22 protein-coding genes are annotated in these 21689 nt (G+C 64.9%); 20 read left to right on the plus strand and 2 right to left on the minus strand.

Going from position 1 to position 21689, the window contains the following annotated elements; all coding sequences use genetic code 11:
• Positions 1 to 91 precede the first annotated feature (91 nt).
• Complete coding sequence (locus ACTIFF_RS03215) at positions 92 to 1744, plus strand: methyl-accepting chemotaxis protein (protein WP_439535521.1); 1653 nt, start codon at positions 92 to 94, stop codon at positions 1742 to 1744.
• A gap of 52 nt (positions 1745 to 1796) precedes the next feature.
• On the opposite strand, the gene ACTIFF_RS03220 is transcribed toward ACTIFF_RS03215, so the two are convergent.
• Positions 1797 to 3230: a mannose-1-phosphate guanylyltransferase/mannose-6-phosphate isomerase gene (locus ACTIFF_RS03220; RefSeq protein WP_439535522.1), complete on the minus strand. Its 1434-nt coding sequence runs from the start codon at positions 3228 to 3230 to the stop codon at positions 1797 to 1799.
• 275 nt (positions 3231 to 3505) lie between these two features.
• The gene (gene flhB, locus ACTIFF_RS03225; RefSeq protein WP_439535523.1) at positions 3506 to 4642 is read right to left on the minus strand and encodes a flagellar biosynthesis protein FlhB; all 1137 of its coding nucleotides are present in this window, start codon (positions 4640 to 4642) and stop codon (positions 3506 to 3508) included.
• A gap of 295 nt (positions 4643 to 4937) precedes the next feature.
• Between flhB and cysT the strand changes: the two genes are divergently transcribed.
• The 19 genes from cysT to ACTIFF_RS03320 all read left to right on the plus strand — a co-directional run bounded on the left by cysT (position 4938) and on the right by ACTIFF_RS03320 (position 21661).
• Positions 4938 to 5774 carry a sulfate ABC transporter permease subunit CysT gene (gene cysT, locus ACTIFF_RS03230; RefSeq protein WP_439535524.1) on the plus strand — a complete coding sequence of 279 codons (837 nt, stop codon included), beginning with the start codon at positions 4938 to 4940 and terminating at the stop codon, positions 5772 to 5774.
• A complete protein-coding gene (cysW, locus tag ACTIFF_RS03235; protein ID WP_439535525.1) occupies positions 5774 to 6658 on the plus strand; it encodes a sulfate ABC transporter permease subunit CysW in 885 nt (294 codons plus the stop codon). Before cysT ends, cysW begins: the two co-directional genes overlap by 1 nt.
• A complete protein-coding gene (locus tag ACTIFF_RS03240) occupies positions 6655 to 7719 on the plus strand; it encodes a sulfate/molybdate ABC transporter ATP-binding protein (RefSeq protein ID WP_306477634.1) in 1065 nt (354 codons plus the stop codon). Before cysW ends, ACTIFF_RS03240 begins: the two co-directional genes overlap by 4 nt.
• Before the next feature lie 28 nt (positions 7720 to 7747).
• Entirely contained in the window at positions 7748 to 8683 is a 936-nt protein-coding gene (locus tag ACTIFF_RS03245; protein ID WP_439535526.1) for a CysB family HTH-type transcriptional regulator, read from the plus strand.
• Between the two features lie 229 nt (positions 8684 to 8912).
• Positions 8913 to 9920, plus strand: coding sequence for a sulfate ABC transporter substrate-binding protein (locus ACTIFF_RS03250; protein ID WP_439535527.1), 1008 nt, complete (start codon positions 8913 to 8915; stop codon positions 9918 to 9920).
• Between the two features lie 9 nt (positions 9921 to 9929).
• The gene (gene ssuE / locus ACTIFF_RS03255; RefSeq protein WP_439535528.1) at positions 9930 to 10529 is read left to right on the plus strand and encodes an NADPH-dependent FMN reductase; all 600 of its coding nucleotides are present in this window, start codon (positions 9930 to 9932) and stop codon (positions 10527 to 10529) included.
• Positions 10530 to 10619: 90 nt separating this feature from the next.
• A complete protein-coding gene (gene ssuD, locus ACTIFF_RS03260; RefSeq protein WP_439535529.1) occupies positions 10620 to 11771 on the plus strand; it encodes an FMNH2-dependent alkanesulfonate monooxygenase in 1152 nt (383 codons plus the stop codon).
• 241 nt (positions 11772 to 12012) lie between these two features.
• Positions 12013 to 13005 carry an aliphatic sulfonate ABC transporter substrate-binding protein gene (locus tag ACTIFF_RS03265; protein WP_439535530.1) on the plus strand — a complete coding sequence of 331 codons (993 nt, stop codon included), beginning with the start codon at positions 12013 to 12015 and terminating at the stop codon, positions 13003 to 13005.
• Between the two features lie 4 nt (positions 13006 to 13009).
• Positions 13010 to 13849 carry an ABC transporter permease gene (locus tag ACTIFF_RS03270; protein WP_306477628.1) on the plus strand — a complete coding sequence of 280 codons (840 nt, stop codon included), beginning with the start codon at positions 13010 to 13012 and terminating at the stop codon, positions 13847 to 13849.
• A gap of 10 nt (positions 13850 to 13859) precedes the next feature.
• On the plus strand, positions 13860 to 14588 hold the full coding sequence (locus ACTIFF_RS03275; RefSeq protein WP_439535531.1) for an ABC transporter ATP-binding protein: 729 nt from the start codon (positions 13860 to 13862) through the stop codon (positions 14586 to 14588).
• Between the two features lie 35 nt (positions 14589 to 14623).
• The gene (locus tag ACTIFF_RS03280; protein ID WP_306477626.1) at positions 14624 to 15595 is read left to right on the plus strand and encodes an aliphatic sulfonate ABC transporter substrate-binding protein; all 972 of its coding nucleotides are present in this window, start codon (positions 14624 to 14626) and stop codon (positions 15593 to 15595) included.
• A 10-nt stretch (positions 15596 to 15605) separates the two neighbouring features.
• The gene (locus tag ACTIFF_RS03285; protein ID WP_439535532.1) at positions 15606 to 16859 is read left to right on the plus strand and encodes an acyl-CoA dehydrogenase family protein; all 1254 of its coding nucleotides are present in this window, start codon (positions 15606 to 15608) and stop codon (positions 16857 to 16859) included.
• A gap of 8 nt (positions 16860 to 16867) precedes the next feature.
• Positions 16868 to 17659, plus strand: coding sequence for an aliphatic sulfonate ABC transporter permease SsuC (gene ssuC / locus ACTIFF_RS03290; RefSeq protein ID WP_439535533.1), 792 nt, complete (start codon positions 16868 to 16870; stop codon positions 17657 to 17659).
• 3 nt (positions 17660 to 17662) lie between these two features.
• Complete coding sequence (locus ACTIFF_RS03295; RefSeq protein ID WP_439535534.1) at positions 17663 to 18496, plus strand: ATP-binding cassette domain-containing protein; 834 nt, start codon at positions 17663 to 17665, stop codon at positions 18494 to 18496.
• Positions 18497 to 18511: 15 nt separating this feature from the next.
• The gene (locus ACTIFF_RS03300) at positions 18512 to 18733 is read left to right on the plus strand and encodes a TOBE domain-containing protein (RefSeq protein WP_306477622.1); all 222 of its coding nucleotides are present in this window, start codon (positions 18512 to 18514) and stop codon (positions 18731 to 18733) included.
• 21 nt (positions 18734 to 18754) lie between these two features.
• Positions 18755 to 19420 carry an RBBP9/YdeN family alpha/beta hydrolase gene (locus ACTIFF_RS03305; protein ID WP_306477621.1) on the plus strand — a complete coding sequence of 222 codons (666 nt, stop codon included), beginning with the start codon at positions 18755 to 18757 and terminating at the stop codon, positions 19418 to 19420.
• 22 nt (positions 19421 to 19442) lie between these two features.
• Complete coding sequence (locus tag ACTIFF_RS03310; RefSeq protein ID WP_439535535.1) at positions 19443 to 20078, plus strand: peroxiredoxin; 636 nt, start codon at positions 19443 to 19445, stop codon at positions 20076 to 20078.
• A gap of 186 nt (positions 20079 to 20264) precedes the next feature.
• Positions 20265 to 20546: a DUF2325 domain-containing protein gene (locus ACTIFF_RS03315; protein WP_306477618.1), complete on the plus strand. Its 282-nt coding sequence runs from the start codon at positions 20265 to 20267 to the stop codon at positions 20544 to 20546.
• A gap of 71 nt (positions 20547 to 20617) precedes the next feature.
• A complete protein-coding gene (locus ACTIFF_RS03320; RefSeq protein WP_439535536.1) occupies positions 20618 to 21661 on the plus strand; it encodes an MBL fold metallo-hydrolase in 1044 nt (347 codons plus the stop codon).
• Positions 21662 to 21689: the final 28 nt, after the last annotated feature.

Here is a 21689-nt window from a genome sequence, read left to right on the forward strand (position 1 = left end):
CCCGGTGCGCACGGCACCTCGAAAACGTGCATCAAGTCACACTTCCTGCTGCCGATATCCATTGCTTCATCGGAATTCGGGGAGCACGTCCATGTTTGCACTCAAGACCCTGCGCAGCAGACTGCTCGCGCTCGGTGCAGCATCGCTCTTCGGGCTGCTCATGGCCGGCGGTTTCGGCCTTTTCCAGCTGGCGCGTCTCGACCGGGGTGTTGCCATTGACCTCGCGCAGATGGGCCGTGCGGTCGATATCGTGCTCGACGTGCAGAACGCAGGCATCGACTTCAAGACCCAGGTGCAGGAATGGAAGAACACGCTCATCCGCGGCAACGACCCTGAACAGTTCAAGCGTTATCGCGACGGCTTCGAAACGCAGGCCGCCGCCGTCGCCGAGCGACTGGGCAGCATCAGCGCCCGCCTGAAGGAAGACGCCTCGCCGCGCGCCGCGGAAGTCGATGCGCTGATCGCGGCGCACGGCGCGATGCTGGCAAGCTATCGCACGGCACTGCAGTCATTTGATGCCGCTGACCCCGAATCCGGCAAGAAGGTGGACCGGGCCGTCAAGGGCATCGACCGCAGCACGACCGATGCGATGACCGCGCTGACGCAGGGCATGGCCGAAGACGTGAAGGCGCTGGGCGTGCGCACGCAGGCGCATACCGCCGCGCTTTACCAGACCGGACTCACGACGCTGGTGATTGCCATTTCCTTGTTGTCGCTGATCTTGGTGACCGGCGTGGTGCTCACGGTACGTCGGCTGGCGCACAGCCTGCAGTCGCTGCGCGCCGCGCTGGCGACCGCACGCGAGCGACTCGACCTGACCGTCAAGGCGCCGGATCACCTCGGCGACGAGTTGTCGGAAGCAGGTGCCTCGATCAACGCCCTGTTCGGCGAGCTGCGCAGCGTACTCAGACTGATGCGCGACAACGCGCAGCACATCGCCAGCCATTCATCCTCGTTGCACGGTTCGGTGTCGACGCTTGCCGCCGCCGTGTCCCAGCAGAATGACTCGACGTCGAACATGGCGGCGGCGGCCGAGGAGCTGGCGGTCAGCGTGGCGCACGTCAGCGACAGCGCCGGCAGCGCGCGCGATGTGTCCCGATCATCGATGGAACGGGCCGAATTCGGCGGTGGCGTGATCGAGTCGGCGTCCGGCGCCATGTCCAAAGCCGCACAGGACGTTCATTCGACGATGGAAGGCATGAATGCGCTCGGCGCGAGCATGGCGCACATCGGCAAGATCGCGGCCACCATCAAGGACATCGCGGACCAGACCAACCTGCTTGCGCTGAATGCGGCGATCGAGGCCGCTCGCGCTGGCGAACAGGGCCGCGGCTTCGCGGTCGTGGCAGACGAGGTGCGCAAACTGGCTGAACGGACTGCCGTGGCGACGCGCGAGATCGATGCCGCGGTGGACACCGTTCAATCGGTCAGCACAAGCGCGGTCGGCAACATGACGACGCTTTTCGACCAGTTCGAACGGATCGGCGCGTCGACGCATGACGCAGGTCAGGCGATCGCCGAGATCCAGGCGGAATCACGCAAGGTGGTCGGCGCCACGGAAGACATTTCACGCGCATTGCTGGAGCAGACCTCAGCCAGCGAAAGCATCGCCCGGCAGGTCGAATGCATCGCCGGCATGAGCGAAACCAACCGGCACGCCGTGGTCAGTGTCGGCGACGCAGCCGACGCGATGAACAGCCTGTCGCAGAGCATGCGGCAGCGGCTGGAGAAGTTCGTCGTCTGACCTTTCGTCAGACGTCCAGTGCGGGCGTCCTCCGCCCGCACTGCCTTCGCGCTCACTTGCGGCCGTAGGTGTCCTCGAAGCGCACGATGTCGTCTTCGCCGAGATAGCTGCCTGACTGCACCTCGATCATTTCCAGCGGCAGCTTGCCCGGATTTTCCAGCCGGTGCGTCGTGCCCAGCGGGATGTAGGTGGACTGGTTTTCCGACAGCAGCAGGATGTTCTCGCCGCAGGTGACGCGTGCCGTACCGCTGACGACGATCCAGTGTTCCGCGCGATGGTGGTGCATCTGCAGCGACAGCGATGCGCCCGGATTGACGACGATGCGCTTCACCTGGAAACGCGGACCGGCGTCGATCGAATCGTAATAGCCCCACGGCCGATACACCTTGCGGTGATTCTCCGCCTCCGGCCGCTTGTTCGCCTTCAGGTGGGCGACGATGCGCTTCACGTCCTGCGTGCGGTCCTTCGCCACCACCATCACCGCATCACAGGTTTCCACCACCACCACATCCTTCATGCCGAGGCAGCTCACCATGCGGGTTTCGGCAAACACCAGACTGTCCTGCGTGTCCTGCAGCAGCACGTCGCCACGCGACACATTGCCGTCGGCGTCCTTCGCCGCCACCTGCCACAGCGCGTCCCACGCGCCGACATCGGACCAGCCGGCATCGAGCGGCACGACGACGGCCGGCGCCACGCGCGGCTCGCCGGCGGCCAGCGGTTCCATGATGGCGTAGTCGATCGAGTCGGACGGGCAGGCCGAGAACGCGGCCTTGTCGATGCGGTAGAAGTCGTGGTCGGCGGCACCGCGCTCGAAGGCCGTGCGGCTGGCCGCTTCGATGTCCGGTCGGAACCGCTTCAGCAGGGCCAGCGCCACGCTTGCCTTCATCATGAAGATGCCGGCGTTCCACAGATAGTCGCCGCTGGCCAGATAGGCCTCGGCGGTTGCCGCGTCGGGTTTTTCGACGAAGCGGTCGAGCGTGCGCGCCGGACCACCGGCCAGCGCTGCGCCGGTCCGGATGTAGCCGTAGCCCGTTTCAGGCTTGTCCGGCGTGATGCCGAAGGTGACCACCGCGCCCGCGTCGGCGTGCGCGGCGCCCAGTGCCACCGCATCGCGGAAAGCGCCGGTATCGCGGATCACATGATCGGACGGCATGACCAGCAGCACCGGGTCGGCCGCGCCGGCGGCGAGCGCCGCCAGCGCCAGCGCCGGTGCGGTGTTGCGCCCCATCGGTTCGAGCAGCAGCGACGCCGGCTGCACATCGATCTGGCGCAGCTGTTCGGCGGTCAGGAAGCGGTATTCCTCATTGCACACGATGAGCGGTGCGGCAATCGTCAGTCCGGGTGCGCCAGCGCGCAGGGCGGTGTCCTGCAGCAGCGTCCGCTCGCCGTCCAGCGGCAGCAGCTGCTTCGGATAGCGTTCGCGCGACAACGGCCAGAGGCGGGTGCCGGAGCCACCGCACAGAATGACGGGTTGCAGGGTCATGACGGAAACCTGAGTGAAGATCGGAGCCCCGAAGTCTACGTCATGCCCTGCAGCGCTTCGCGATAAATCCGTTACAGCACAACGCGTTCGGTGGATAGGCAAGCCATGTCGTCAAGGGTAATACTGCCAGGCTGAAAGGGCGCGACAGCGGGTGAAGTGGACACGAGGGGCGCGCGAGCCCGTCGCTCGCGCACACCGTCGTGTGCTGCTTGGGCGTCGCAGGGAATCCATACGCCGCGCCCATTCGTGCCGGGACACGGCAAAAGCAGCGTTGTCTACGCGCTGCCCGGATCGAGATCGGCGGGCACCGGCAGGTCGTCGGGCGGACGGGGCTTCTCGACGCCCTTGGCGAAGGCGTCGTTCAGTTGGTAGACGTAAGCAAGCACTTCGGCGACCGCACGGAACAGCCGCGCGGGTACTTCCTGCTCGAGTTCCACGTGCTTGTGCAAGGCACGCGCCAGCGGCGGCGCCTCGACCAGCGGCACGCCGGCTTCGGCCGCCAGCGTGCGGATGCGCAGCGCCACTTCGCCGGCGCCCTTGGCCACCACCCGCGGTGCGCCGCCCTTGGCCACGTCGTATTTCAGTGCCACCGAAAAGTGGGTCGGGTTAGTCACCACGACGTCGGCCTTCGGCACATTGGCCATCATGCGGCTGCGCGCCATCTCACGCTGCTGCTGGCGGATGCGGCCCTTCACGTGCGGGTCGCCTTCCTGCTCCTTGAATTCCTGCCGCGCCTCTTCCTTGGTCATCTTCAGCTCGGACTGGTAATGCCAGAGCTGGAACGGCACGTCGATGGCAACGATCAGCGCCATGCCGGCCACCAGGATCAGCGTGGCGGTCATCACCAGGTCGCCGGTGGCGGCAAGTGCCACGTCGACCGGCGCGCTGAACATGGCGAACAGCATGTCCTGGTCACGCAGCACGACCCAGGCGGCCACGCTGCCGACCAGGGTGGCCTTGCCAACGCCCTTGCCCAGTTCGACCAGCGCGGTTTTCGACACCATCCGCTTGAGGCCGGCCAGCGGATTGAGTTTGGAGAATTTCGGCTCGAGCGCCTTGGGCGCAAACACCGCGCCGCCCATCAGGAAGGGGGCGACCAGCGCAGCGACCAATAGCGCCAGCATCAGCGGCGCCAGCACGATCAACCCGTCGACGATACGGTCGATCAGGATGGTGAACATCGCCGACGGATCGAAGATCGCACGCCGGTCCACGGTCAGCCCGTCGCGCAGCAGTTGCGCGCTGCGCGGCCACATCCAGCCGGCCAGACCATACATGCCGGCCACACCGGTCATGGTGACCAGAAAGGTCGCCAGCTCGCGCGAACTCGGTACCTGCCCCTCTTCCCGCGCCTTCTCCAGCTTGCGCTGTGACGCGGGTTCGGTTTTTTCGAGATCGCTTTCTTCTGCCACGTTCGCAGATCAGACGGGTGATGAACAGGACACCGATTGTGCGATCGCCCCGCGCCGGGCAATCGGCGGAAAAGACGGGAGAAAGCCCGGCGAAATGCGCGCGCGAAAGGCAGCCGGCCTGTGCGGCGCGTCTGCCTACCCGTCACACCTTCGAAGTCAATTCAAAAAACGACTAAGCAATTCGTTTCTTATTATTTCCAGATATGGATAGTGGTCCGTAGGCTTTCGGATCGACATTCGATTCATTTCCGAGACCACCCATGCACATCACTTCCCATCCATCGGGGCGACGACCGTGAGCCGGAGCACCCGGCGCGTGCTGCCCGGCTTCAATCTGACGCTCGGTTACACGCTGTTCTATCTGTCGGTGATCGTGCTGATCCCGCTGTCTGCCGTATTCATCAAGACGACCGAACTCGGACTGGCGGAATTCTGGGCCGTCGTGACCGCTCCGCGCGTCGTCGCGACCTACAAGCTCACTTTCGGCGCGTCGCTGCTGGCCGCCGCCATCAATGCGCTGTTCGGCCTGATGCTCGCCTGGTCGCTGGTGCGCTACCGCTTTCCGGGCAAGAAACTGGTCGACGCCCTCATCGACCTGCCGTTCGCATTGCCGACCGCGGTGGCCGGCATCGCGCTGACGGCGCTGTATGCCAAGAACGGCTGGCTGGGCCAGTGGATCGAAGGTGAATTCGGTATCAAGGTCGCGTTCGGCCCGCTCGGTGTGCTGGTCGCGCTGATCTTCATCGGCCTGCCCTTCGTCGTGCGCACGGTACAGCCCATCCTCGAGGACCTCGATACCGAACTGGAAGAAGCGGCCGCCAGTCTGGGCGCGCGCCGCTGGCAAACCTTCCGCTACGTGACGCTGCCCATCCTGCTCCCTGCGCTGCTGACCGGTTTCGCGCTGGCCTTTGCCCGCGCGGTCGGCGAGTACGGCTCGGTCATCTTCATCGCCGGCAACATTCCCATGGTGTCGGAGATCACCCCGCTGATCATCATCACCAAGCTGGAACAGTACGACTACGCCGGTGCGACCGCGATCGCGGTGGTGATGCTGGTGCTGTCCTTCATCCTGCTGCTGACCATCAATGGGCTGCAGGCCTGGACCAACAAGGTAACCGGGAGGGACCGCTGATGGCTGCCGTCACGTCGCTGCACGCCGCGGTCGATCATGCCGCCAGATTCGAGACGCGCTCGGCCACCCGCGAGCCGACCTGGATCAAATGGACGATCGTCGGCGTTTCGCTGACCTTCTTCACGCTTTTCCTGCTGATGCCGCTGATTGCGGTCTTCGTCGAGGCCTTCCGCAAGGGCTGGGATACCTATCTTGCTGCGCTGATCGAGCCGGATGCGCTATCGGCCATCAAGCTCACGCTGATCGCGGCCGCGATTGCGGTGCCACTGAATCTGAGCTTCGGCGTGGCCGCCGCATGGGCCATCACCAAATTCGAGTTTCCGGGCAAGCAGGTGCTGATCACGCTGATCGACCTGCCGTTCTCGGTATCGCCGGTGGTGGCCGGCCTGATCTATGTGCTGGTGTTCGGCGCCCAGGGCTGGTTTGGTTCCTCGCTGGCCGACCACGACATCAGGATCATTTTCGCGGTACCGGGCATCGTGCTGGCGACGGTTTTCGTCACCTTTCCCTTCGTGGCGCGTGAGCTCATCCCGCTGATGCAGGCGCAGGGCAAGGAAGAGGAAGAAGCCGCGGTAGTGCTGGGGGCGAACGGATGGCAGACCTTCTGGCATGTCACCCTGCCCAATATCAAGTGGGGCCTGCTGTACGGCGTCATCCTGTGCAATGCGCGGGCCATGGGCGAGTTCGGCGCCGTGTCGGTGGTGTCAGGCCACATCCGCGGGCTGACCAACACCATGCCGCTGCATGTCGAGATTCTCTACAACGAGTACCAGTTCGCCGCTGCCTTCGCCGTGGCCTCCTTACTGGCCCTGCTGGCGCTGGTCACACTGTGCATCAAGACGTGGATCGAGCATCAGGCCGCAAAGACCAAGGAAGAATCATGAGCATCCAGGTACAGAACATCCACAAGGGCTTCGGCGATTTCGTTGCGCTGGGCGACGTATCGCTCGACTTTCCGACCGGCGAACTGGTCGCGCTGCTCGGCCCGTCCGGCTGCGGCAAGACCACGCTGCTGCGGATCATCGCCGGGCTGGAATTCGCCGACAGCGGCCGCGTGCTGCTCGACGGCGAAGACGCCTCGGACACCCACGTGCGCGAGCGCCATGTGGGCTTCGTGTTTCAGCACTACGCGCTGTTCCGCCACATGAATGTGTTCGACAACGTCGCCTTTGGCCTGCGCATGAAGCCGCGTGCCGAGCGTCCCAGCGAAAAGGTGATCCGCACCAAGGTGCATGACCTGCTCAAGCTGGTGCAGCTCGACTGGCTGGCCGACCGCTTTCCGTCGCAGCTGTCCGGCGGCCAGCGTCAACGCATCGCACTGGCCCGCGCTCTGGCGGTCGAACCGCGCGTGCTGCTGCTCGACGAGCCGTTCGGCGCACTCGACGCCAAGGTGCGCAAGGAATTGCGCCGCTGGCTGCGCCGGTTGCACGACGAACTGCACATCACGTCGATCTTCGTCACGCATGACCAGGAAGAGGCGCTCGAAGTCGCCGACCGCGTCGTGCTGATGGACCACGGCAAGGTCGAACAGATCGGCACGCCCGAAGAAGTTTACCGTCACCCGGCAACGCCCTTCGTCTACGGCTTCCTCGGTGCGGTGAATCCGTTCCATGGGCGCATCGACGGCAGTACGGTACGCATCGGCGACGATATCCTGCCGCATCGTGTCAATGACTTCAGTCAGGGCGACGAGGTCGTTGCCTTCGCCCGCCCACACGAGCTGGACATCGTCATCGACCCGGCGTCCACCGCCGGCGTGTCGGCACGCATCGCCCGCGTGCTGTCGTTCGGCGTCACGGCGAGGGTAGAGCTGGACGGCCTCAATGGCGTGTCGGGCCAGCACTTCGAAGTGGAAATGACGCGCACTCGAGTCGAGGAGCTGGGACTGCAGGAGGGCCAGCCGGTGCGGCTGCTGCCGTCGCAATTGCGCGTTTTTGCGCGCTGATCGAGGATTTCCGGAAAGACACCGCATCATGAATTTTCAGCAACTTCGCATCATCCGCGAAACGGTCAGGCGGCAATTCAACCTGACCGAAGTCGCCAATGCGCTGTTCACCTCGCAGTCGGGCGTGAGCAAGCACATCAAGGACCTCGAAGACGAACTGGGCATCGAGCTGTTCGTGCGCAAGGGCAAGCGCCTGCTTGGCCTGACCGACCCCGGCAGCGAACTGGTCGAGATCGTCGAACGCATGCTGCTCGACGCCGGCAACATCAAGCGGCTGGCGGAACAATTCGCCCGCCGCGACGAGGGCCAGTTGCGCATCGCCACCACGCATACCCAGGCGCGCTATGCGCTGCCGCGCGTGGTGACCGAGTTCAAGCGGCTGTTCCCCAAGGTACACCTGGTGCTGCTGCAGGCCAGCCCGGGTGAAATCGTCGAACTGCTCAACGACGGCGAGGCGGACATCGGCATCGCCACCGAAACGCTGGCCGGCGCGCCCGAACTGGTGGCCTTCCCGTTCTATTCATGGCATCACGCCGCGATCGTGCCGGCCGGCCATCCGCTCGAAAGCGTGTCGCCGCTGACGCTGGAAGCCATCGCCGAACATCCGGTGGTGACCTATCACGAAGGCTTCACCGGTCGATCGAGCATCGACGCCACCTTTGCGCGCGCCGGCCTGCTGCCCGACATCGTCATGTCGGCACTCGACGCCGACGTGATCAAGACCTATGTCGAACTCGGGCTGGGCGTCGGCATCGTCGCGTCGGTCGCCTTCAATTCGGTGCGTGACAGCGGCCTGCGCCTGCTCGACAGCGACCATCTGTTCGCCGCCAACACCAGCCTGATCGCGTTGCGCCGCAAGCACTACCTGCGTGGCTATGCCTATCGCTTCATCGAACTGTGCGAGCCGTCGCTGAACGAAGTGACCGTCAAGGCCGCCCTCAAACCCGGCGCGGCAGAAGACTGAACGCATCCCGCGCGACCGCGCGGAACGAGCGCCCTGCAGCACATGCTGCAGGGCGCTTTTTCATTGCGCAGGTGCCCCGCAGAGACCTGATCCGGCCTGCGGATCGGACGCCCTGCGGTGCATAAGCTTTGCATCGAATGTGCGCAAAGCAATGCAGATCTAATTGGTTCGCACCGCTCGCAGCGCCGCCTACAGTGCGCTCCGTCACTACCCCACGGAGTTCAGAAAAATGCGTCACACCCTGAGGAACATCGCCGCCAGCCTGCTGCTCGGCAGCACGCTCGCCACCTCGGCCATCGCGGCCGACATCACGCTGCTCAACGTGTCCTACGATCCGACGCGCGAGCTGTATCAGGAATACAACGCCGCCTTCGCGAAGCACTGGAAGGCGAAGACCGGCGACACCGTCACCGTCAAGCAGTCACACGGCGGATCGGGCAAGCAGGCCCGCGCTGTCATCGACGGTCTGGAAGCCGATGTGGTCACGCTGGCACTCGCCTATGACGTGGGTGCGCTGCACGAAAAGGGCAAGCTGATTCCGGCCGACTGGCAGAAGCGCCTCAAGCACAACGCCTCGCCCTACACCTCGACCATCGTGTTCCTGGTGCGCAAGGGCAACCCCAAGGGCATCAAGGACTGGAACGACCTGACCAAGCCGGGCGTAGAGGTGGTGACGCCGAACCCGAAGACCTCGGGCGGCGCACGCTGGAACTACCTCGCGGCGTGGGGTTACGCACTGAAGCAGCCGGGCGGTTCGGATGCCACCGCAAAGGAATTCGTCAGGAAGCTGTTCGCCAACGTGAAAGTGCTCGACTCCGGTGCCCGCGGTTCGCTGACCACCTTTGCCGAGCGCGGCATCGGCGACGTGTTCATTTCGTGGGAGAACGAAGCCTATCTGGCCGTGAAGGAACTGGGCCCGGAGAAGTTCGATCTGGTCACGCCGTCGATTTCCATCCTCGCCGAACCGCCGGTCAGCGTTGTTGACAAGGTGGTCGACAAGCGCGGCACCCGTGCCGTGGCAACCGCCTACCTGGAATACCTGTACAGCCCGGAAGGCCAGGACCTTGCCGGCAAGCACTACTACCGGCCGATCGACCCGACCGTTGCAGCAAAGTATTCAGGCCAGTACGCCAAGGTGTCGCTGTTCAACATCGACGACGTGTTTGGCGGCTGGGACAAGGCGCAAAAGGAGCACTTCTCCGACGGCGGCGTGTTTGACCAGATCACCGTCAAGTAATCCGCATTCATGTCCATTCTGTTCATCCAGGGCAGTCCCGTCGAGCCCTCCCGCTCGGCGGCTCTGCTGGGGTTCGTGGCGAACGAAATCGGTCGCCGCGGCATCGACAACAGCCGCCTGAAACTGACCGATCTGCCGGCGCAGGCACTGCTGCACGCACGCTTCGCCGACCCGCATATCCGCATCGCCAGCGAGCGGGTACGCGGCGCCACGGCGATCGTGATCGCAACGCCGGTCTACAAGGCCGCCTACAGCGGATTGCTGAAGGCCTTCCTGGATCTGCTGCCGCAGGACGCGCTGGACGGCAAGGTGGTGCTGCCCCTGGCCACCGCAGGCAGCCCGAACCACGCCCTGGTGCTTGATTACGCATTGCGTCCCGTACTGCAGTCGATGTCGCCGTCACTGGTGCTGCCGGGCGTGCATGCCACCGATGCCACGTTGGCCAGAACCGACAGCGGAGGCTATGTGCTGTCCGACGACATCATCGATCGCCTGACCCGCGCCTGCGACCGCCTGGTGTATGAGTATCGCGCACTGCATGAACGGCGACCGCCCGCGGACACCCCCGCCGACCCGGTTCCGTTCGATCAGGTCCGTTGCAGCATCTGACCCGCCCGGTCAGTCCCCGCACATCGGGTGACCACCACACGCATCGATGTGCACCGGCGCCGGCGCCGGTCACGCACTGAAGGACACGTCATGAATGTTTTCTGGTTCATCCCGACCCACGGCGACAGCCGCTACCTGGGCACCGCCGAGGGCGGCCGCCAGGTCAGCCTGGACTACATGAAGCAGGTCGCAATCGCTGCCGATACGCTCGGCTACGAAGGCGTACTGCTGCCGACCGGCCGTTCCTGCGAGGACGCATGGGTCACTGCGTCGGCGCTGATCGGCTTCACGCAAAGGCTGAAGTTCCTGGTCGCCGTGCGCCCCGGCCTCACCGCACCGTCTGTCTCGGCCCGCATGGCCGCCACCTTCGATCGGCTGTCCGGTGGCCGGCTTTTGATCAACGTCGTCACCGGTGGCGACCCGACCGAACTGGATGGCGACGGCCTGTTCTATTCGCACGATGAACGCTATGAAATCACCGATGAATTCCTGCGCATCTGGCGCGGCATCCTTTCAGAAGCGCATCAGGGTGGTTCAATCGATTTCAACGGCAAGCACCTGACCGTCAAAGGTGGCAAGCAGCTTTACCCGACGGTGCAAAGGCCGTATCCACCGCTGTGGTTCGGCGGCTCCTCGCCAAGGGCACACGAACTGGCGGCGGAACAGGTCGACGTCTATCTGACCTGGGGCGAGCCGCCCGCAGCTGTCGGCGAAAAGATCCGCGACATGCGCGAGCGCGCCGCACGCCATGGTCGCACCCTGCGCTTCGGCATCCGCCTGCACGTGATCGCGCGCGACACCAACGACGAGGCCTGGCGCGCCGCCGATGATCTGATCCGGCACCTCGATGACGCAACCATCGAAGCCGCGCAGAAGAAGTTCGCCCAGATGGATTCCGAAGGGCAGCGCCGCATGGCGGCCCTGCACGGCGGACGGCGCGACCGGCTCGAAGTCAGCCCCAATCTGTGGGCCGGCGTCGGCCTGGTTCGTGGCGGCGCCGGTACCGCACTGGTCGGTGACGGCCCGACGATTGCCGAACGCATGAAGGAGTATGCCGAACTGGGCATAGACACCTTCATTCTGTCGGGCTATCCGCATCTTGAGGAGGCCTACAGCTTTGCGGAACGCGTGTTTCCGCATCTTCCGCGCGCGCAGCAACAGGGCTTGCCGGGATTCAGCCTGTCTGGCCCGTTCGGCGAAATCGTTGCCAATCATTACGTGCCGCGCGTCGCTGCAAGCTGATCGGGTTTGATGACGGGGACTTGCCGCAGCGCACATGCGCTGCGGCTTTTTTTTGCCATGTGCAGGGCAGAAATGCCGTCATCGCTTATCTCTCGTTTCGAAATGCAGTGCAGCACGAGGTGACTATCCAGCGCAGTTTTTCTTGGTTCTCCGGCTGCGCGGCGCTCCCTACCATCGCTTCTGTCACGGCACTGCCGTGCGTCCGACGTATCCGGACCGACCCCCGACAGAAGGAATGAACATGATCCGCACCGGTTTCTCGATTCTGCGCCGCGCGTTGCTCGGCAGCCTGCTGGCCGCCGCATTGCCCGGTCTGGTCCACGCGGCCGACACACCCAACCAGATCCGCCTCGACTACGCCTACTACTCACCGACCAGCCTCGTGCTCAAGCGCTTCGGCTGGCTGGAAGAAGCGGTCAAATCGTCCGGCATCGAAGTGAAATGGACACTCAGCCAGGGCAGCAATCGTGCACTCGAGTTCCTGAACAGCGGCTCGATCGACTTTGGCAGTACCGCCGGACTGGCCGCCGTGCTCAGCCGCGCCAATGGCAACCCGATCCGGTCGGTGTATGTCTATTCGCGGCCTGAGTGGACCGCACTTGCGGTACCGAAGGATTCACCGATCACATCGGTCGCCGAACTGAAGGGCAAGCGCATTGCCGCCACCAAGGGAACCGACCCCTTCCTGTTCCTGCTGCGTTCGCTGAACGAGGCCGGTCTGTCTCGCAATGATGTGGAAATCGTGCACCTGCAGCACGCTGACGGCCGCGTTGCGCTCGAACAGAAGCGCGTCGACGCCTGGGCCGGTCTTGACCCGCACCTCGCTGCCAGCGAACTCGAGGCAGGTACGAAGCTGATTTACCGCAATGTGAACTTCAACACCTACGGCTTTCTGAACGTATCCGAAAAGTTCGCCCGAAACTATCCGGAACAGGTGCGTACCGTCATTGCTGCGTACGAGCGCGCCCGCCGCTGGGTCATCGCGAACCCGGATGAAGCGGCAAAGATTCTTGCCGAGGAAGCGAAGCTGAACCTGGTTGTTGCCCAGGCGCAGCTCAAGCGCACGGACTTCTCCAACCCGCGCATCGGTCGCGAACACCACGATGCGCTGCGCGCCGCCGCACCCATCCTGGTGGCTGAAGAACTGGTGCGCAAGGGCACCGACGTGTCGAAGGTGGTGACGGAACTGATCGAGCCCACCTTCACCTCGGCCGTGCTCGCGGCGAAGGACTGAAGCCATGAACACCGTCGCACGCTCCTCCTCCCTGCAGGCGGCGGTGCCGCCCGCGCCGCTGGCGGCCTCTCCAGTCCGGCGCGGGCACCCTCATCCGGCATTGGGCTGGCTGCTGCCGGTGCTGACCGTCATCCTGTTCGAAGTACTGGTGCGCAGTGGCGTACTGGCAGCGCACCTGTTTCCGGCACCGACCGAAATCGTGCGCACACTGTTCGATCTCGGCAGCGGACTGGCCGGCCACATCGGCGTCAGCGTCGCTCGCGTACTCGGCGGCTTTGCCATCGGCGCTTCACTGGCCGTCATCGCAGCGGTGGTGGTCGGGCTGGACCGGCGCGCCGAGGCGCTGCTTGATCCGACTTTCCAGGGTTTGCGCGCCGTGCCCAGCCTCGCCTGGGTGCCGCTGCTGCTGCTGTGGCTGGGCATCGACGAAACGCCGAAGATCACCCTGATCGCCATCGGCGCCTTTTTCCCGGTGTATCTCAACCTGCTGTCCGGGCTGCGCAACGTCGATCGCAAGCTGGTCGAACTGGGCGAGATTTACCGTCTGGGCCAGGTCGCACTGGTGCGCCGCATCCTGCTGCCGGCCGCGTTGCCGAGTTTGTACACAGGTCTGCGCGTCGGTCTCAGCCTGGCGTGGATGTTCCTGGTTGCAGCCGAACTGATCGCCGCCACCCGCGGTCTGGGCTACCTGCTCACCGACGGTCGAGAAACGTCGCGACCCGACATCGTGCTGGCTGCCATCCTGCTGTTGGCGGTGCTCGGCAAGCTGTCTGACAGCGTGCTCAAGGCGCTCGAGCAACGCGCGCTGACGTGGCGCGACTCACTCGAAACCCGCCTGGTCTGAGGCTGCCGACATGTCTGCCTTGCTCGAAGTCCATATCGGCCAGAAGCGCTTCGCCAACCGGCGCGTGCTGGACAACTTTTCGGCCGCACTGTGGCCGGGTGAAATCGTCAGCCTGGTGGGCGCCAGCGGCTGCGGCAAGAGCACGCTGTTGCGCATCGTGGCCGGCCTCGACCGCGATCACGACGGTCACGTGCTGCTCGACGGCGTGCCACAGCACGGTGTCAGTCGCGATATCGGCTTCATCTTCCAGGAGCCACGCCTGCTGCCCTGGCTCACCGTGGCGCAGAACGTCGGCTTCGATGCCGATCCCGAGCGGGCGCGTGACCCGCGGGTGCATGCGCTGCTCGCGGAGGTGGGACTGTCCGAGGTCGCCGATGCGCTGCCCAAGTCGCTTTCGGGCGGCATGGCCCAGCGGGTGGCCATCGCGCGCGGGCTGTTCAACCAGCCGCGATTGCTGCTGCTGGACGAGCCCTTCAGTGCCGTGGATGCCTTCACCCGCATCCGCCTGCAGGAGTTGTTGCTGTCGGTGGCCCGCGAACACGGCACCAGCATCCTGCTCGTGACGCATGACGTGGATGAAGCGGCCTGGTTGTCCGACCGCGTGCTGGTCATGGGCGAAGGCCATGTCATCCAGGAGGTGGCCGTGCATGACGCGCGGCCGCGCAACCGTCGCTCGTCCGCCATGACGAACACCCGCAACACGATTCTCGAAGTCCTCGAAGGTGCGCACGTCCTCTGACGCGCGCCTGCCACCCCATACAAGGAAGCTCGCATATGTCACGCCATTCACCGCTGCGCCGCACCACGCTGAAGACGCTTGCCGCCCTGCTGCCCGCCGCCGCCTTCGGCCCGGCCTGGTCGCAGGACAAGCCCACCACCGTGCGGATCGGCTACCAGAAATCATCCACGCTGATCACCATCCTGAAAACCCGCGGCACGCTGGAAAGCCGTCTGGCACCCCTGGGCGTGAAAGTGAGCTGGCACGAATTCGCCAGCGGGCTGCCGCTGCTCGAAGCGCTCAATGTTGGCAGCATCGACGTATCCGCCGACGTGGCCGATACGGTTCCGGTGTTTGCGCTGGCCGCTGGCGCCAATCTCACCTATATCGCCCAGGAAGCGCCGTCGCCGACCGCACAGGCCATTGTCGTGAAGGCGGATTCACCGATCCGGACTGTCGCCGACCTGAAGGGCAAACGTATCGGCTTCGCCAAGGCTGCCGGTGTGCACTACCTGCTGATCGCCGCGCTGGAGAAGGCCGGACTGACTTTCAAGGACATCACACCTGCCTACCTCGCCCCCGCCGACGGACGCGCTGCTTTCGAGCGTGACAGCATCGACGCGTGGGTGGTGTGGGATCCGTTCCTGTCTGCCGTGCAGCGACAGGCCGGGGCACGCGTACTGGCCGATGGCACCGATCTGGCGCAGTACCAGCGCTATTACCTCGCGGCGACGCCGTTCGCACAATCGCGCTCGGACGTGATCAAGGTGATTCACGACGCGCTGAGCGAGACCGGCAAATGGGTGAAGCAGACCCCAAAGGACGCCGCGTCGCTGCTGGCGCCGGTCTGGGGTCTGGACGAAGCAACCGTCGAACAGGCCAACGGACGTCGCAGCTATGACGTCCGTCTGGTTCAGCCGGAACGCCTGCAGGAACAGCAGGCGATCGCCGACACCTTCACCCGCGAAGGGCTGCTGCCGCGCAAGGTGAATGCGGTCGCCGTGCCGATCTGGAAGCCCGCCCTTTGAGCCGCCTGCCATGAACGCCCCGCACTCCGCACACGCCATCGCACCGGCCGCTTCCGGCAATCCGGTCAGTTACACCGTCAATCACCTGTTCCGGGAGGACTTCGGCCGCCACACCGAGGCGGTCGAACACGCTGCCGCCCGACTCGATGCCACGGCCGTGCAGCGCGACAAGGACGGTGGCACCGCCTGGGCCGAAAGACAGGTGCTGCGCGACAGCGGGCTGCTGACGCTCGCGGTGCCCGCCACCTTTGGCGGTGCCGGACTGCCCTGGCCCGACATCTACGCCATCATCCGTCGCTTCGCACGCGTCGACAGCTCGCTCGCCCACCTGTTCGGGTTCCAGCATCTGCAGGTCGCCAGCGTTTGCCTGTTCGCCAACCCGGTGCAGCAGGCCGATCTGCTGAGCCGCACGGTGAGCGAAAGCTGGTTCTGGGGCAATGCCACCAACGGCCTGGATACCCGCATCACCTTGACGCCCGAAGGCGATCACTTCGTGCTCGATGGCGTGAAGTCTTTCTGTTCCGGCGCAACCGGTTCCGACCGGCTGAACGTGACCGCGCCGCGCGGTGGCGATCCGGCCGACCGGGTTTTCCTCAGCATTCCGACCGACCGCGCCGGCATTACCGTGCATGACGACTGGGACAATCTCGGCCAGCGCCAGACCGACAGCGGCAGCGTCACCTTCAGCAAGGTGCGTGTGGCTGCCGACGAAATCCTCGGTCCACCGGGCACACGCGGCACGCCGCGCGCGACGCTGCGCACGCTGGTGTCGCAGCTGATCCTGACCGAAATCTACCTCGGCAACACGCAGGGCGCGCTGGGCGCGGCCTGGCGCTATGTGCATGAAGAGGCCCGGCCCTGGTTCTCCAGTGGCGTGGCGCGTGCCGCCGACGACCCTTACGGCCAGATCCGCTTCGGCGACCTGTGGATACAGTACCAGGGCGCACTGGCACTCGCCGTGCAGGCCGAGCACGCACTGCAGCGCGCGTGGGACAAGGGCGACGCGCTGACGGCACGCGACCGCGGCGAGGTCGCACTGCTGATCTGGCAGGCAAAGATCGCCGCCGGTCGTGCTGCACTCGACATCACCTCGCGCATCTTCGAGTTGATGGGCGCGCGCGCCACGGCCGCCCGCTATGGCCACGACCGCTACTGGCGCAACGTGCGTGTGCACACCTTGCACGACAACCTCGACTACAAGCTGCAGGACATCGGCCGCTGGGTACTCGACGATCGCGTGCCCGAGCCGTCCATCTACACCTGACTCCGACCATGAGCTTCCTCTCTCCCGAAACCGGATCCCGCCTGAGGCAGCGCCTGCTGCCCTGGAGCCTGCCGATCGTGCTGATCATCGTGTGGCAGGTATCCGCGCAGGCGGGCTGGCTGTCCACCCGCGTGCTGCCAGCACCGCTGGCCGTGGTGCAGGCAGCCTGGGCGCTGGCAATCAGTGGCGAGCTGCTGCAGCACACCCTGGTCAGCGCGCGACGCGCCCTGATCGGCTTCGCCATCGGCGGCGGCCTCGGCCTGTCGCTCGGCCTGCTGACCGGGTCGCTGCGTCGGGCGGAAACCCTGCTCGACACCACGGTGCAGATGATCCGCAACATTCCGGCACTGGCCCTGATTCCGCTGATCATCCTGTGGTTCGGCATCGACGAGACCGCCAAGCTCTTCCTCGTATCGCTCGGCGTGTTCTTACCGGTCTATATCAACACCTTTCACGGCATCCGCACCGTCGATCCGGGTCTGATCGAGATGGGTCAGGCCTACGGCCTGCGCGGCTGGCAGCTCTATCGCGAGGTCATCCTTCCGGGCGCGCTGCCGTCCATCCTGGTCGGCGTGCGCTTTTCGCTCGGGCTGATGTGGGTGTCGCTGATCGTCGCCGAAACCATATCCGCGCAGGAAGGCATTGGCTACATGACGATGAATGCGCGCGAATTCCTGATGACCGACGTGGTGCTGGTCGGCATCCTGCTCTACGCCCTGCTGGGCAAGCTGGCCGACCTGCTGGCACGGGGGCTCGAGCGCTCCTGGTTGTCCTGGCATCCGAACTACCAGGCACGCTGAGGCATGAACATGTACTACCACCCTGAAGAGACCGAACAGGTCAGCGCGGCGGCCAACCACTCCTCGAACGGTGCGGGCGTGCGGCTGCGCGGGCTGGACAAGTCATTCGGCGAGCGACGTGTGCTGCGCAGCATCGATCTGGACATCCGGCCCGGTGAATTCGTTGCCATCGTGGGTCGCAGCGGCTGCGGCAAGAGCACCCTGCTGCGGCTGCTCGCCGGACTTGACGTCGCGTCGGCAGGCACCCAGCAGATCGAGGGGCGACGCGATGATCTGCGCATCATGTTCCAGGATGCACGCCTGCTGCCCTGGAAGCGCGTGATCGACAACGTTGCGCTGGGCCTGGCCCCTGCCTGGCGCACCCGCGCCCAGGACGTGCTGGAACGCGTCGGCCTCGGCGATCGTGGCACGGATTGGCCTTCACAGCTCTCCGGCGGCCAGCGCCAGCGCATTGCGCTGGCGCGCGCACTGGTTCATTCGCCGCGCCTGCTGCTGCTCGACGAACCGCTCGGTGCGCTCGACGCGCTGACCCGCATCGAAATGCAGCAACTGATCGAATCGCTGTGGCTGGAACAGGGCTTCACCGCCATTCTGGTGACGCACGATGTACAGGAAGCCGTCGCGCTGGCCGACCGCGTGTTGCTGATCGAGGACGGCGAAATCGCGCTCGATGTCGACGTGCGTCTGGCGCGACCGCGCGAGCGCGCGAGCAACGGCTTTTCGGCCTACGAAGCGCGCATTCTGTCGCGTGTGCTGAGCGCACCGGCGCACGCCGAAACCGGCCCCTCCACAACAGATTCTTCATCCAACTTCCCCGGCATTTCGTGGGCAATCTGAAAGGCATCAAACATCATGGCAATCACAGCAATCAATGTCCGCAACCAGTTCCGCGGCAAGATCAAGGAAATCGTGCGAGGCGACGTGGTCAGCGAGGTCGATGTGGATACCCCGGCGGGCATCGTCACCTCGGTCATCACAACCCGTTCGGTCGACGAGCTTGGCCTGAAGCCGGGCGTCGAGGTGGTGGCGCTGGTCAAATCGACCGAAGTGTCCATCGCCCGCATCAGCGGCTGAGCGCGGCGCTCGGAGACGCAGGTGACGCACATACTGGTGGTGCCCGGACTGCACGGGGCCGATGCCGGGCACTGGCTGACCTGGTTCGAACACGAGGTACCCGGTGCCACGCGCATCGATCACGACGAATGGGACGATCCGGTGCTGGCCCGCTGGGCCGGGCGGGTGAAGCAGGCGATCGACCGCAGCAGTGGCCCGATCTGGATCGTTGCGCACGGCTTCGGCTGCCTGGCCAGCGTGATGGCGGCCGCCGACCGAACCGACCGGGTCGCCGGTGCACTGCTGGTCGCGCCAGCCGACCCGGAACTGTTCAGCGCCGATGGCCTGCGCGTCAGCGCGGACGACAGTCGTCTGCGTTATCCGTCGATTTCGAGTTTGCTGCCGCAGTCGCCGCTGGCGTTCACCAGCCTCGTGGTGGCGCGCGCCGACGATCCATGGATGCGCCTGACCACCGCCAGTCAGTGGGCCGAGCGCTGGGGTAGCCGACTGGTGCTCGCCAGTACCATGGGTGGCGGCAATCCAGACACGCTTCAAGGTCCGTGGCCGCAGTGCCTGCGCGTGTTCCGATTGCTGCAGAACGCGCAGGGCAATCTGCCACTCGGGAGCATGATGGAGCGTCAGGCACCGGACAAGCGCCGACATGGCTGGCTGGCCAAGCTGCGACGGCAATCCCGCGCCACCCTGTAATCAAACGCCAAGGAGATACACCATGACCATCCGACTGGGCGACATCGCCCCCGATTTCGAACAGGCATCCAGCGCCGGCACCATTCGGTTCCACGAATGGCTGGGCTCAAGCTGGGCTGTGCTGTTTTCTCACCCGGCCGACTTCACGCCGGTCTGCACCACCGAACTGGGCCTGACTGCCAAGCTCAAGGACGAATTCGACAAGCGCGGCGTCAAGGCCATCGCACTGTCGGTTGATCCGGTGGAGTCACATACGCGCTGGATCGCCGACATCAACGACACGCAGAACACGACCGTCAACTTTCCGATCATCGCCGACGGCGACCGCAAGGTGAGCGAGCTGTACGACATGATCCATCCGAATGCCAACGCCACGCTGACCGTGCGTTCGCTGTTCGTCATCGATCCGAACAAGAAGGTGCGGCTCATCATCACCTATCCGGCCAGCACCGGGCGCAACTTCGACGAAGTACTGCGTGTCATCGACTCATTGCAGCTCACCGACAAGCATTCGGTGGCGACACCGGGCAACTGGAAGCACGGCGACGACGTGGTCATCGTGCCATCGCTGCAGGACCCGGATGAGATCGCACGCCGCTTCCCGGCCGGCTACAAGGCGGTGCGCCCCTATCTGAGACTGACGCCGCAGCCGAAGTAGCCGCGTCACGCGCCCGCGTCGTCACAAAGGCCCGGTTCAGACCGGGCCTTTTTACGTGCGCACTGTGCACAAGACACGCGAAACAGGGCTTATCACGCACTGCACAAAGCACAGCAGAACAAATCGGTTTGTCCTGCCGGTGCCTGCCCTTAGCCTCGGACTCATCACAATTTTTCGGGGCATGTCATGTCGATACTTGTCGTCGGTGGAGATCATCTGAACCAGTTCGAAGAATCGGCGCGCGAAGCCGGCATCGAACGCCTGCACCACTGGAGCGGGCGCCGCTCCGGCGACCATCACCAACCACTGCCGCAGGGCCTGAAGGGCATCGTTCTGGTGATCGACCATGTCAATCACGGCATGGCCGCGCGAGTGCGCCGACTGGCCAGTCAGAACGGACTGCCCATCGTGTTCGCTGCGCGCAGCCGCAGCCAGATCCGCAGCGCGCTGGCGCGCTTCGCCGCCTGAGTCGACCGGGCGTGCGATCACGCCCCCTCATTTTCCGCTTCTATCACCCTTGCCAGGAGACCTGTTTCACCATGCTCAAACACTGTTTCAGAACGCTCATCCTGATGCTTGCACTGTGTGGCTTCACCGTTGCACAGGCGGCAACCGGCGATGCACGCATCACGGTGCTGTACGACGCATTCGGCAAGGCCTCCGGCCTGACCAAGGACTGGGGCTATGCCGCCCTGGTCGAGTACCGCGGCAAACGCATCCTGTTCGACACGGGCGACAATCCGGACATCCTGCTGAAGAATGCGAAGGCCAAGGGTGTCGATCTGGCAAAGCTGGACTTTGTCGTGCTGTCGCACCGTCACGGCGACCACATGGCCGGCCTGACAGAAATCCTGAAGCTGAACCCGGGCGTAAAGGTGTATGCCCCGAAGGAGAACTTCGGCGTGTACGGTTTCTCGCTGCCGTCATCCTTCTACCGAAAGGACGCGGGCCTGCCGGCCGAACAGCGCTACTTCGACGGCCAACCCGCAGAAACGCTGAAGTTCGGCAGCGCCTGGCACGGCGCAAATTTCGAACTCATCGAAAAGACCACCGAAATCGCGCCGGGCATCCACCTGATCGCGCTGGTATCGGACAAGACCGGCACACTGGAACTGCGTGAGCTGTCCCTCGCGATCGACACACCTGAGGGCGTGGTGGTCATCGTCGGCTGCTCGCATCCGGGCGTCGACAAGATTGCCGAAGCGGCACGCGCCATCAATCCGCGCATCCAGTTGATTGCCGGCGGGTTTCATCTGGTGACCGCGAAGGATGAAGACATCGCGAAGATCGTCAGCACGCTGCGCGATACCTACCAGGTGGCGTATGTCGCGCCGGGCCATTGCACGGGCGAACCGACCTTCCGTGCCTTCATCGAGGCGTGGGGCAAGAACTACCTGTATGCAGGTCTGGGCGTGACGCTGGAGCTCGGCACCCAGCCCCGCGCCGTCGCGCACGGCGGCCATGCTGCGCCGGTGACGCCGGACGACGCTGACTGGCGTGATTACCGTTCCTTCGCTACGGTCGGTCACGATCACGAGGAGCGGGCGCTGGCCGGACATCGGCACGCCGATCACGAACACTGAGCGCCCATGGTCCGTCACGCAGGCTGCG

The organism is Methyloversatilis sp. (assembly GCF_051861465.1).
Classification (GTDB): Bacteria; Pseudomonadota; Gammaproteobacteria; order Burkholderiales; family Rhodocyclaceae; genus Methyloversatilis.